Genomic DNA, 14,307 nt, shown 5'->3' with positions numbered 1-14,307 from the left:
ATTATTGCAATAATAGTTAATTATATTTAAGGAGGAATGACTCATGATTAATAAAGATAATAATTTAAATATAGATATTCTACGTCAGCAGAATGCAAACATTCCTCTCAAAGAGGCATCCTCGCAAAGTGAGGAGCCTCATCAACTGGTAAACAGCAAAAGCGAGGGAAATTTGCATAACAGCGCCAGTAAGGATAATAATATTGGCGCTATGCTCAAGAAAGATGTTGAGAAACTATCAACTTTGGTCAGTGAACGTAGCCCGCGAAATGAAGAATGGAAATGCCAGCACGACATACAACTTAACTTCGTTAAAAACATGCTCAGAAATTTCCCAACTGAGAACCTGTCAGAGAAAGGATCTGCGCTCTTACACGAAAGTTATTTGCTGATAAAAAACGTTCTGCAGCTTACAGAAAATGTTAATACTATTGACGGAAAATTAAAGGATCCCGCTAAAATATTGACCCTGCATAACTCTGTGAGAAAAACCCTGGCTAACGTTGCTCACAACACAACCGGGCCAGGTGCAATGGCAACGACCAAAGGAACCTTAACTCACGTTATCGCTTCTTTAGATAGTTTTGCGCCTGAAATGAGAAGTTCAGCAACCAGCAGTACTTTAACGGCCAGTAGTTCAAGCGAATTTAAAAGTGATAAATATATATGTAGTGATATTGCTGATTTGATGAGTGTGCTCGGTAGTGACTACCTCGAAATCTATGCAAATAGCGTTGAGATAATGAGCGCATACTGGCAGGACTTCAGTGAACATATCCAAAGCAATATGGGAAAATGGACTCACTCTAATAAAAAAGGCGATGCGATAGTTTTTGATGTCAATGCATTCCAAAAAGCCTTGATGCATTTTTATTATATCGATAAATATCCTAATGGTGATTTTCATTATCATTACAATCCAGACTATGTTTTATACCCTCCGGCACCTGCTGACAAAATTGGTGTTCCACTGGAAGAAGCAGAAAAATGGTGCGCCGCTTTAGGACTTCCGGTTATTCCACCCGACCCAAAACACCGCACACCTTCTCCTATAGTCGAAGTTGAACCGCAAGGTAGCGGTCTGTATATTATTATTCCCAACCCTCAGATTATTGACAGTATGAGCCAGTCTTCAGACTCAATGGTTCACAGGGATGATAAAGGGAAGGAAAAAAATATATCTAAAGAATTCACCGGCTACGAAATAAGCACGGCTGAATACCAGGCATGGTTGGCGGGTTATAATGGCCAGGCAGAAAACATGAAAACCGACGTGCAGGTTATAACGACTAAATACAGTACAGCCAACTCCACCTACGATACAATTATAAAATTATTATCTTCAACCATTACTGCGTTGTTTGATTCAGCGAAAGATTATTTACGTTTCTGATTAAGTAACACCTACAATTATCGTCCACTATCTGGTCCCGTAAAATGGGACCAGCGTTTCATATTATTAAGCATCACCTTTCATTCATTTTTTCATCACAATCTTACAAAATGAGCGTTTTTTGATAGAGCAATTCTGCCAATACTTTATTTTAGACAGATCAAATTAATACTATGAATAGAGAAAATGGAAGGAGCGTTCTATGCAACTGCAACATGGAAAAAATAACACACAACAATATATATTTGGCGACTTTGTATTAAAAAACAATGGAATATTATTATTCAAAAACAAAGAATATCATATTCCCCCGAAAGAACTTGGCGTTATCATTCTATTACTTAATGCTGACGGTGAAATTGTTAGTAAAGAAGAGATTATCGATAAGGTCTGGAGCGCGAGTGTTGCCAGCGATGAATCTTTAACACGGTGTATTTATGCATTACGTAAACTTTTGCATGAGAATAAACAGTGTAAGTATATCGAAACGGTCTATGGTCGTGGATACCGTTTTACTGTCCCCATTGTGATTGTAACCGATAATGAACCGGTAAAGTCGACCACCACTCTTGCCGTTTTTCCCTTTCGTACTGAAGGTTCGATCAATGTTCTAAAACTCCATTACGAACTGGTCCAGGGCCTTTCAAAATATGCTTTTTGTGGTTTAGATATTTTACCCGCTTCGGTAACGAATGAAGCCTGTGATTTCTCCACCATCCATCAGTTTATCAATAAAACAGGTCCAGAATATTATATTATGGGTCAGGTCGTTCACTATGGTAAAAACTGGCGTTTATTTATTGAATTAATCCATGCCAGAACGCATAAATTGATTGATCATCAAAGTATTGATTTCAACCCCGACAATCCCCTTTCCGTGCTATTATCACAAGTAATTAATATTCTTATTGAAAAAATACCCAACATTAATTTTAAATCCATTAATACACAACAAATGCCATCTCTGGATTCTGCTGTTATGTATATGAATGGCAGGATGGAAATGTACCGTTATACACCAGAAAGTTTGAAACGAGCATTAGTAATATTTAGAGATTGTGTGAGTACGCAACCGCAAAATACCTTGCCCTACTGTTGCCTGGCGGAATGCCATATATCATTAGCACTCCTTGGACTCAGTGAACAAAAACAAGCAATAACTACGGCAGTAACCTCTATTGAAAAGGCTCTGGAAATTAACCCTTCAAATTCTCAGGCATTGGGTTTACTGGGTTTAATCAGTGGGCTAAAAGATGAACATTCAGTGTCTAATGTGCTATTTAAACAAGCACATTTACTCAAACCTAATTCGCCAGACGTTTATTATTATCAGTCTCTGCTATGTTTTTTGAATGGTGACCTTGCAAGAGCATTTAATCTAATAGAAAAAAGCATTGCTCTTGAACCCAATAAAATGGGCATAAGCATTCTTAAATTAATTATACTTTATTACACATCCCCCCTCGATAACGCGATATCTTTTGCATTAAATCTTAACAGTCAAAACACCTGTAACAATCCAATTATTATATCTATTCTGGCTATGTTCATGGCACTGAAAGGACATAATGACAAAGCCAAAAGTTTATTGCTTAAACTTGAACCTGAACATGGTCTTGATTACACCTGCGTTAACTCGCTTTATACGAAGTTTCTGATCTATGGCGCATCTATAAAAAATGACATTATGAAGTTACTGGCAAATATTAACACTAACAAAATCAATGGTGTGATTTTGCCGTTAATTTACACTGTTTATGGTAAAAAAGAATATGAAAAGCGCTGGCAACAATTAATTAAAGAGAGTGATTTATGGTCAAATGTGTTGCTTCATGACCCCCGTTTGCTCAGTGTGAAAAATGAATTTAATACTATTGGTGTGATGCGGAGTTCTGCGTAAGAGCGAAGATAAATTGCCCTGCTGATGCAGGGCAATAACATAAATAATATCAGAACGTTTTCATACACAGTGGGGATGAACGTGGCGCAATCGAGAGATGACCATCTCCTGGATAAAATATCATACCGCTGTCGAGCCAATAATGTTCAGCGCGAAATATTCCGTCATACGAAGTCAGATTACCATATTCACCCCATAACGAACCTACTTTTCGCGGGACAGCACCGCTAGTTGAACTCCCAACTAAATCCGTACTAGACGGTAGTATATAACCATTACCAATACAATATGAATTCATCTCACTCCATGATTCCTGAATTATCCCTTGAGGTATAAACCATTTCTGCAGTGAGAATTTATATGTAACTTTATTCCCTTTATTGCTTTTCGGCGTTCCTGTAATAGTAACCTCTTTATTGATAATGAATTCTAAAGTCACCATACCATTACTATCGACCTGAATACCCTGTATGCCACTGGTCCAATTATAATCTGTGTTTTTCATATTGTGGGTTAATATCAGTGTAAATTTAGCACCATCAAACCCTGTTTTGGGAAAACCATCTGCCGCCCTGAATTTTGCACCATTGACACTAAGCGACTCGACTTCCACAAAAGGAAGGATGGTATAAGACGGTTGCCCGCCTACATACCAACCATTAATATGTAGATAAGAGTTTAAGTTTTCTCCTTCTTTGTAAGCCATATAGGTACGCTCATATCTGCCATCACCTACAAATGTCCAACTGGACCAATGTTTCTTTTCCACATTTTGTAAGTACACTGCATCATCTGTCAGCAAATCCAGACCGTCATTCACAGGATTACCAAATTCATCAGATAATAAAACACTAACAGGTATATCCGCCCCAGCTACCACTAAAACTTCGCGTATACGAAGCTGTGAACGAAGCATACTTACTTCACCTCTGTTAATAGTGTAGTTTTTTGAATAATTGGCATCGCTCCAACCAGCCATCTTCAGTTGCGCATTCAAGTTCGCTTCCGCAAAATGCGCCATATACTGTCTTTGATATTGCCCATTGCCGTTGTAAACCCAATTATTGCCTTGAATAGAATCAGCGTTCCTGACTTGTACGTTTTCCTCATTAAGCTGCGCGACACCATCAGTAATAAAGTTACCCTGGGCATCTTTAAGAACAACGGTCACCGTTATGCTATCCCCAGCGATATATTTCGTTTTGTCCGTGACAATCGTGGATTGAGTTTGTGCCGCCGCACCTGGTTGTATTCCGTATAATGAGGACTTAATCTCCGTTGCCCATGTTTTTAATTTCAGACTGGCAACCAGATTTTCCTCGGCAACCCATGCTGTCCAGACAATGGTATATTCACCATTATTCTGCTCGACCCACTGCATAGAATCGGGAGTTGCACCACCTACCGCGAAATTATCGATATAAGACTCGATGACTTCTGATGTCAGCCCTAAAGCAGGGTTACCAAACTCATCCCGCAACGTTATTGTGACAGTTAATGGCTCCCCGGCGATATATGCCGATTTATCTGTCCTGATAGCAGAATTTGCCTGCACCGGAGCACCACTGTGGATGGAATAACTCTCTGATTGTTTACTGCTGCCCCACTCGGGCAACGTCAGCGTCGCGTGGTGAGAGTCTCCCGCCATTTGCGCCGACCATGTAGCAGTATAAACACCGGCAGTTTCAGACCACTCTCCTGAACGTACGGCTCCTTCCACTGTTACGTTATCACCAGACAGTAAGGACTCGCCCCCTTCAACCAGGTTACCGTGCGCATCTTTCAGCGTCACGGCGACGGTTATCGTCTCGCCAGCGGTGTATGCGTTTTTATCCGTGGCGATAGTTGATGTGGCTTGCGCCGGAGAACCGGACTGTATGTCATAGCGATCTGACGTTACACCATCACTCCAGGTCTGCAGTTGCAGGTTAGCGTGCTGATCGGTACCGGCAATCGTCGCCATTCGGGTTGTGGTATACACGCCACCTGATTCAACCCAGCTTCCCGTTTCTGACGGGTCGGTGCCATCCACCGTCAGCACACTATTAGCGGCTAACTGTGAAGCTGCACCGGTTACCAGATTATCGAACGCATCCCGGAGCGTTACCGTGATGGTGATGGTCTCTCCAACCGTGTAGTTAGACTTATTTGTTTCAACGGTTGAAGTGAGCTGCGATGCGTCACCCGGTACAAAGGTGACGTTCTGGCTCAGGCTATGATTGTTGATGGTTGCTGTGACTGCGCTAACTCCCGCCGTCTGACTGGTGACACTGAACTCCACCGTACCGTCCGACTGCGTGGTGACCGTCGGAGTGACCGTTGCGCTGTTGCCTGCCGTCACGCTGACCGTCTGTCCGCCAAGCGCATTGCCGAACGCATCGGTGACCTTCACCTGCAGCGTGTTCGCCATTGCGCCGTCTGCCACTGAGCCGTCCTTAATGACCACCAGATCCGCGATCTTCGCCGTCCTGACATCGGCAACAAACGTCACGTTCCGGCTCGCGTTGCTGCTGTTGATACTGGCGGTGACCGCACTGGCTCCCGCCGTCTGGCTGGTGACAGGGATCTCCACCGTACCGTCCGGCTCTGTAATCACCGTCGGGGCAACCGTTGCACCGTTGCCTGCCATCATGCTGACCGTCTGCCCGGCAAGCACATTGCCGTTAGCATCGGTAACCTTTACCTGCAGCATGTTCGCCATTGCGCCGTCAGCCACTGAGCCGTCCTTAATGACCACCAGATCAGCGATCTTCGCCGTTCTTACATCGGCGATAAACGTCACATCCCGGCTCTGGCTGCTGCTGTTAATGCTGGCAGTGACCGCACTGGTGCCTGCCGTCTGGCTGGTGACAGAGATCTCCACCGTGCCGTCCGGCTCGGTGATAACCGTCGGAGCAGTCGTGGCACCGTTGCCTGCGAACACGCTGACCGTCTGCCCGGCAAGTGCATTACCGAACGCATCGGTGACCCTCGCCCGCAGCATATTCGCCATTGCGCCGTCAGCCACTGAGCCGTCCTTAATGACCACCAGGTCCGCGATCTGCGCCGTCCTGATATCGGCGATAAACGTCACATCCCGGCTTTGACTGCTGCTGTTGATGCTGGCGGTGACCACACTGATTCCTGCCGTCTGGCTGGTGACACTGATCTCCACCGTGCCGTCCGGCTTTGTGGTCATCGTCGAAGCGACCGCTGCACCGTTGTCCGCCATCACGCTGACCGTCTGCCCGGCAAGCGCATTACCGAACGCATCGGTGACCCTCGCCCGCAGCATATCCGCCATTGCGCCGTCAGCCACGGCGTTATCCTGCGTCACCTCCAGACTCGCGATCTGCGCCGTTCTGACATCGGCGATAAACGTCACATCCCGGCTCTGGCTGCTGCTGTTGATGCTGGCAGTGACTGTACTGATCCCCGCCGTCTGACTGGTGACACTGATCTCCACCGTGCCATCCGGCTGCGTGGTCACCGTCGGAGTGACCATTGCGCTGTTGTCTGTCGATACGCTGACCGTCTGCCCATTCAGCGCATTCCCGAATGCATCGGTGACCTTCACTTGCAGCGTATTCGCCATTGCACCGTCTGCCACTGAGTTATCCCGGGTGACTACCAGATCAGCGATCTTCGCCGTCCTGACATCCGCAATAAACGTGACGTTCCGGCTCTGGCTGCTGCTGTTAATGTTGGCAGTGACCGCAGTGGTGCCTGCCGTCTGGCTGGTGACAGGGATCTCCACCGTGCCGTCCGGCTGCGTGGTGACCGTCGGAGTGACCGTTGCGCCGTTGCCTGCCGTCACGCTGACCGTCTGTCCATTCAGCGCATTACCGAACGCATCGGTCACCCTTGCCCGCAGCATATTCGCCATTGCGCCGTCAGCCACTGAGCCGTCCTTAATGACCACCAGGTCCGCGATCTGCGCCGTCCTGATATCGGCGATAAACGTCACATCCCGGCTTTGACTGCTGCTGTTGATGCTGGCGGTGACCACACTGATTCCTGCCGTCTGGCTGGTGACAGGGATCTCCACCATACCGTCCGGCTCTGTAATCACCGTCGGGGCAACCGTTGCGCTGTTGTCCGCCAACACGCTGACCGTCTGCCCGGCAAGCGCATTCCCGAACGCATCGGTGACCCTCGCCCGCAGCGTGTTCGCCGTCGAACCGTCTGCCACTGAGCCGTCCTTAATAACCCCCAGATCCGCGATCTGCGCCGTCCTGATATCGGCGATAAACATCACGTTCCTGCTCGCGTTGCTGCTGTTGATGCTGGCGGTGACCGCACTGATTCCGGCAGTCTGGCTGGTGACAGAGATCGCCACCGTGCCGTCCGGCTCTGTGATCACCGTCGGGGCAACTGTTGCACCGTTGTCCGCCAACACGCTGACCGTCTGTCCGGCAAGCGTATTACCGAACGCATCGGTCACCCTCGCCCGCAGCGTGTTCGCCGTCGCCCCGTCCGCCTCTGAGCCGTCCTTAATGACCACCAGATCCGCGATCTGCGCCGTCCTGATATCGGCGATAAACATCACGCTCTGGCTCAGGCTGCTGTTGTTGATGCTGGCAGTGACAGTACTGATCCCCGCCGTCTGGCTGGTGACACTGATTTCCACCGTGCCGTCCGGCTCTGTGATCACCGTCGGGGCAGTCGTTGCGCCGTTGTCCGTCAACACGCTGACCGTCTGCCCGGCAAGCGCATTGCCGAACGCATCGGTCACCCTCACCCGCAACGTATTCGCCATTGCGCCGTCTGCTACTGCGTTATCCTGCGTCACTTCCAGCACCGTGATCTGCGCCGTCCTGACATCGGCGATAAACGTCACGTTCCGGCTCTGGCTGCTGCTGTTGATGGTTGCAGTGACTGCACTGATCCCCGCCGTCTGGCTGGTGACAGAGATCTCCACCGTGCCGTCCGGGCCTGTGATGACCGTCGGAGACACCGTTGCGCCGTTGCCTGCCAACACGCTGACCGTCTGCCCGTCCAGCGCATTACCGAACGCATCCGTCACCCTCACCCGCAGCGTGTTCGCCGTCGAACCGTCCGCCTCTGAACCATCCTTAATGACCACCAGATCCGCGATCTGCGCCGTCCTGATATCGGCGACAAACGTCACGCTCTGGCTCTGACTGCTGCTGTTGATGCTGGCAGTGACCGCACTGATTCCGGCTGTCTGACTGGTGACAGAGATCTCCACCGTGCCGTCCGGCTGCGTGGTCACCGTCGGAGTGACCGTTGCGCCGTTGCCTGCCGTCACGCTGACCGTCTGCCCGGCAAGCGTATTACCGAACGCATCGGTCACCCTCGCCCGCAGCATATTCGCCATTGCGCCGTCTGCTACTGCGTTATCCTGCGTCACTTCCAGCTCCGCGATCTGCGCCGTCCTGACATCGGCAGTAAACGTCACGTTTCGGCTCTGGCTGCTGTTGTTGATGCTGGCGGTGACTGTACTGGTTCCGGCGGTCTGGCTGGTGACTGAGATCTCCACCGTGCCGTCCGGCCCTGTGATGACAGTCGAAGCGACCATTGCACTGTTGCCTGCCGTCACGCTGACCGTCTGCCCGGCAAGCGTATTACCGAACGCATCGGTGACCCTCACCCGCAGCGTGTTCGCCGTCGCGCCATCTGCCACTGAGCCGTCCTTAATGACCACCAGATCCGCGATCTTCGCCGTCCTGACATCGGCAATAAATGTCACGCTCTGGCTCAGGCTACTGTTGTTGATGCTGACAGTGACCACACTGGTGCCCGCCGTCTGGCTGGTGAGACTGATCTCCACCGTACCGTCCGGCCCTGTGATGACCGTCGGAGCGACCGTTGCGCCGTTATCCGCCAACACGCTCACCGTCTGCCCGGCAAGCGCATTACCGAACGCATCGGTTACCCTCGCCCGCAGCGTGTTCGCCGTCGAACCGTCCGCCTCTGAACCATCCTTAATGACCACCAGATCCGCGATCTGCGCCGTCCTGACATCGGCGATAAATGTCACGTCCCGGCTCTGACTGCTGCTGTTGATGCTGGCAGTGACCGCACTGATTCCGGCTGTCTGACTGGTGACAGAGATCTCCACCGTGCCGTCCGGCCCTGTGATGACCGTCGGAGTGACCGTTGCGCCGTTGTCCGCCAACACGCTGACCGTCTGCCCGGCAAGCGCATTCCCGAACGCATCCGTCACCCTCGCCCGCAGCGTGTTCGCCGTCGCACCGTCCGCCTCTGAACCATCCTTAATAACCACCAGCTCCGCGATCTGCGCCGTCCTGATATCGGCGATAAACATCACGTTCTGGCTCAGGGTGCTGTTGTTGATGCTGGCAGTGACTGCACTGACTCCCGCCGTCTGACTGGTAACAGAGATCTCCACCTTACCGTCCGGCTCGGTGATAACCGTCGGGGCAGTCGTTGCGCCGTTGTCCGCCAACACGCTGACCGTCTGCCCGGCAAGCGCATTGCCGTTAGCATCGGTGACCTTCACCTGCAGCGTGTTCGCCGTCGCACCGTCTGCCTCTGAACCATCCTTAATAACCACCAGCTCCGCGATCTGCGCCGTCCTGACATCGGCGATAAATGTCACGTCCCGGCTCTGACTGCTGCTGTTGATGCTGGCAGTGACCGCACTGATTCCGGCTGTCTGGCTGATGACAGAAATCTCCACCGTGCCGTCCGGCCCTGTGATGACCGTCGGAGCAACTGTTGCGCTGTTGTCCGCCAACACGCTGACCGTCTGCCCGGCAAGTGCATTCCCGAACGCATCGGTCACCCTCGCCCGCAACGTATTCGCCGTCGCACCGTCTGCCACTGAGCCGTCCTTAATGACCACCAGATCCGCGATCTTCGCCGTCCTGACATCCGCGACAAACGTCACGTTCCGGCTCTGACTGCTGCTGTTGATGGTTGCGGTGACTGTACTGCTCCCCGCCGTCTGACTGGTAACAGAGATCGCCACCGTCCCGTCCGGCTTTGTGGTCACCGTCGAAGCGACCGTTGCGCTGTTGCCTGCAGTCACGCTGACCGTCTGCCCGGCAAGCGCATTGCCGAACGCATCGGTCACCCTCGCCCGCAGCGTGTTCGCCGTCGTGCCATCTGCCACTGAGCCGTCCTGCATCACCACCAGATCAGCGATCTTCGCCGTCCTGACATCGGCAACAAACGTCACGTTCCGGCTCAGGCTGCTGTTGTTGATACTGGCGGTGACCGCACTGACTCCCGCCGTCTGGCTGGTAACAGAGATCTCCACCGTCCCGTCCGGCTCGGTGATAACCGTCGGAGCGACCGTTGCGCTGTTGTCCGCCAACACGCTGACCGTCTGCCCGTCCAGCGCATTACCGAACGCATCCGTCACCCTCACCCGCAGCGTGTTCGCCGTCGAACCGTCTGCCACTGAGCCATCCTTAATGACCACCAGATCAGCGATCTGCGCCGTGCTGACATCAGCAACAAAGTTCACCGTTTTACTATCGCTGCTTTGATTGACCTTAGCCTCAACAGTGCTGGCATCCGCTACGGTACTGCTCAGATCAACCTCTGCCATACCATGCGCATCCGTCCTGATATCTGCGCTCTGCCCTGCATTGGCAAATACAGCCGCCCCCTTCGTCACCGTAAAGGTGACGGTCTGCTCCGGCAGCACATTGCCAAACTGATCTTCCACCCGGACATTCACCGTATGTCGATCGCTGCCATTCGCCAGCACATCCGGGTTACCCGTTGTCACTTGCATGGCGACAATTTGTGCGCTGGCGGCATCGCCACTAATACTGTAATCATTTGAAGTCAGAGCGTTCGCCCAGCCGGACATCTGTAGCTGTGCTTTTAAACCGGTGCCAGGGAGTAAGGCGGTATACGTTGCGGTATAAATTCCTTTTTGATCTTCATTCCAGGCGATGCTTTCCGCTTTTGTATTTGGCAGCTGGATAGCCAGGTTGATAGCGTCTCGTTGCCCCCCGACCAGGTTTTCATAGCTATCCTTGAGTGTCACCGTAACTTTTATCGCACCGCCCGCGGTGTAGGTCGTTTTGTCGGTAACGATGGAGGAATAAGCCAGCACAGCTCCGCTTTCGCGGATGGCATACGCATCGGATTGCTGCGCGCTACTCCATGTCGATAGTTTCAGCGTGGCGTAATGGCGATCGCCAGCAATCTTCGCGGTTCGGGTGGTGGTATAAACGCCGTCAGACTCTTCGCTCCAGTTACCCGTTTCATTTTTATCTGTACCGCTCACCTCGACCACACCGCTACCCGCCAGCAGCGAAGCCATCCCTTTCACCAGGTTTTTCTGCTCATCCATAAGGGTGACGGACACTTTTATCTTGCCACCCGCAGTGTATGACACATCGTCCGTCTTGATGGTGGAGGTCAGCTGCGAGATATCGCCAGTGATAAAGCTCACTTCCACAGACTGACTACTGCCATTGATCTCGGCCTTGATAAGACTGTTTACCGCCTGGTCACTGGCAAGGTTAACGCTGGCAATTCCGTCTTTATCTGTCGTCACAATACCGCCGTTTGGATCGGCAAAAACCGCCGCACCATTCACGACCGTGAAGGTAACATTTTGTCCCTGCAGTAAATTTTGATGCACATCCCTGACCGTCACAGCGACGGTATTGTGATCGCGTCTGGCAACTGCGTTATTCGCGGTGATCTGCATCGCAGCGATTTTGGCGGTATCTTTATCACCCGCAATACTGAACGCATCCGAATGTTTGGTTTGCCAGCCGGGCATCGTCAGCTGGGCCGTTAATTTGTCGCCAATGAGATGGGCCGTATAGCTTGCTTTGTAAATTCCCTCACTTTCTTCCGTCCAGGCACTAACGGCATCAGCCTTCGTGTTGTCTACTTTAACGGTTTGTTTGAGAAGTTCTTTTCGTCCGGTAACCCCGTTGCCGTTATCATCTCTCAGGGTCACTTTAACGACTATCGGCTTACCCGCGACGTAATTATCCTGGTCTGTCTCAATCGTGGAGTCAGCGCGGGATGCCGTATTCGCCACGATAGCAATCAGCGCTGGCGTCTTAGCGATATCGTCGCCGTTAAATTGCGGCATCAGCGATAACGCGCCAGACGTCTTCCCGGCGGTAACTATTTGGGTATAGGTTCCGTTACCGTTGTCTTTCCATTCGCTTAAGGCGAAATCCTGCAAACCTTTCGCCTGTGTTTTTAACGTCATACCGGGGATTGGCTTGCCGCTGGAATCTCGCGCGGTATAGGTCAGCGTTGAGGTTGATTTTCCATCAGCAAGCAGGATTTGCAGATCGACAGAAAGCGTTGAATCGGCGAGGCTTAGTGTGGGTTTTTCCACGACCACCATACTTTCTTCACGCCGGGAGAAATTTCCTTTCGAATCTTCCGCTGTAACCGCTATCGGGTAAGTGTTGTCGGTTTCAGGCATTGCCGTGAATCGGTAGGGAGGAATAGTGACCTGAATATCCTTGCCGGAAACTGCTACTTTTCCTCCCGCTGATTGCAGGGAGGCGGCTTCGATGTCATAACCTTTCAGCGCATATTTGGTCTGTAAGGAAGAAACCAGTGATTTAACCTCACCCGGCTTGCCTTTCAACGGATCGGTCAGCGTCAGCCGCACCAGCTCTTTCTTGCGATATTCGAGGACAATATTGTTATTACGATCGACCAGGTCATAGCGACTGCCCACAAGGCTGCGTCGTGCTGCAACTTCAGCCGGATCGAGCTGTTTTTGCAGTGAATGACCAGGTTGCAACGTCAGCTCCATACCAATTCGGGTGTCGTTTTCTCCCTGTTTACCCTGCCGTTGCTCGGCACTAAAGGAGATCAGGGGAACGGGGGTGTAACTCAAACCTGCGGTAATCGCGTGAGGATCATTTTGTCGCTCGTCTTTACCAAACAGCGCCACTTCATCGCCATAATATTGTTCATAGACCAGCTTGCCGCCCAGCTGCGGCCAGGCCGGTAACCAGCCTTCGGCGCGAAGATCCCAACCGTTCGCTGGACGTGCTTCATAGTCATGGTCGAGTTCCGGTGCACTACGCCAGTTACTCAGGCGCAGATAACCGTTGCCGCTCAGTTTCAGGTAATCGCGCCAGTATTCAACGCCCATCCCGGTTCGGGTGTGATAGCGGGTCAGGTCATGATCGATAAACATATTGACGCCAGACATCCAGCTCGGGGTGAAATAACGCCAGCCGATACCGTGGTTGGTTTGAGTGCGATCATCCGTATGATGAAGTGTGTGCTGGCTGAAGACCAGGTTATCCGGCGTTTCGTACCAGGGATGGAGAAATTCGAATGAAGAGCTTTTAAGGCTGAAATCTTCATCCACACCAAGAGATACCCGGGCAGTTCCCCAACGACTGAGCCAGTCCGTTGCCTGCGCAGATGCAGAAGAAGCCACCCAGCCACGCGCCATACTCGCCGCCTGTTCGCTGTCCATATCGCGAGCTAAAAGTGTTCCGCTTTGCTGCGCCACTTCCGCGACCTGCATTTGCGGATCTTTGCCGTCGCGCTCCATCTGCATTGCTTTCAGGTTGCGCGCTTCAGGGCTATTACTGTTAATGAGGGGCACATCTATTTCATCGCCCTGACGCACATTGTCAAAGCCCCGCGCAAAGGTACGAAACTGATTCAGGCGACGTAATTCATCAACGGTGATACCAAAGCGTGCCGCGACCGTTGGTGGCGTTTCCAATGCCCCCAGGGTGTATGGAATAGTTTTAACGTTCGGCAGGATCAGGGACGTGGCAGTATCCGAATGCGCATGATTAATATGCGTAGGGGCAGCGGCCATAACAGGGAATATAGTTTGTGTAATCAGGCAAATACCGGCGGTCAGACGACGTAAACGATCCCCCAATCCACATATGGTGTTATCGCCCCGACGCTCGCCATTCCCATGCGCTTTCCCTGCCATTTGTCATCCCTGTCGCTATTCGTTCAGATTAAATGACCTTTCTTTAACATGAGGGAAAATGATGATTCATGATTAGCAAATGATGAATACAGGCGGAATAATGGAAATAACAACAAGATAAGAACAATACCTGATCAA

Annotated in this window: 3 protein-coding genes; 2 read left to right on the top strand and 1 reads right to left on the bottom strand. The window is 51.1% G+C overall.

What is annotated here, in order from left to right; all coding sequences use genetic code 11:
• Nucleotides 1-43: 43 nt before the first annotated feature.
• Together ACJHW7_RS15735 and eilA are read left to right on the top strand one after the other, a co-directional pair.
• Complete coding sequence (locus ACJHW7_RS15735; RefSeq protein ID WP_040235082.1) at nucleotides 44-1,393, top strand: IpaD/SipD/SspD family type III secretion system needle tip protein; 1,350 nt, start codon at nucleotides 44-46, stop codon at nucleotides 1,391-1,393.
• Between the two features lie 202 nt (nucleotides 1,394-1,595).
• A complete protein-coding gene (eilA, locus tag ACJHW7_RS15730; RefSeq protein WP_021557337.1) occupies nucleotides 1,596-3,293 on the top strand; it encodes a HilA family transcriptional regulator EilA in 1,698 nt (565 codons plus the stop codon).
• Between the two features lie 49 nt (nucleotides 3,294-3,342).
• On the opposite strand, the gene iatC is transcribed toward eilA, so the two are convergent.
• Nucleotides 3,343-14,169, bottom strand: a complete 10,827-nt coding sequence (iatC, locus tag ACJHW7_RS15725) for an inverse autotransporter adhesin IatC (RefSeq protein WP_021557338.1) — start codon at nucleotides 14,167-14,169, stop codon at nucleotides 3,343-3,345.
• Between the last annotated feature and the right edge of the window lie 138 nt (nucleotides 14,170-14,307).

The organism is Escherichia sp. WS1152 (genome assembly GCF_046487665.1).
Classification (GTDB): Bacteria; Pseudomonadota; Gammaproteobacteria; order Enterobacterales; family Enterobacteriaceae; genus Escherichia; species Escherichia coli.
This window is presented reverse-complemented; position numbering and strand designations above follow the sequence as displayed.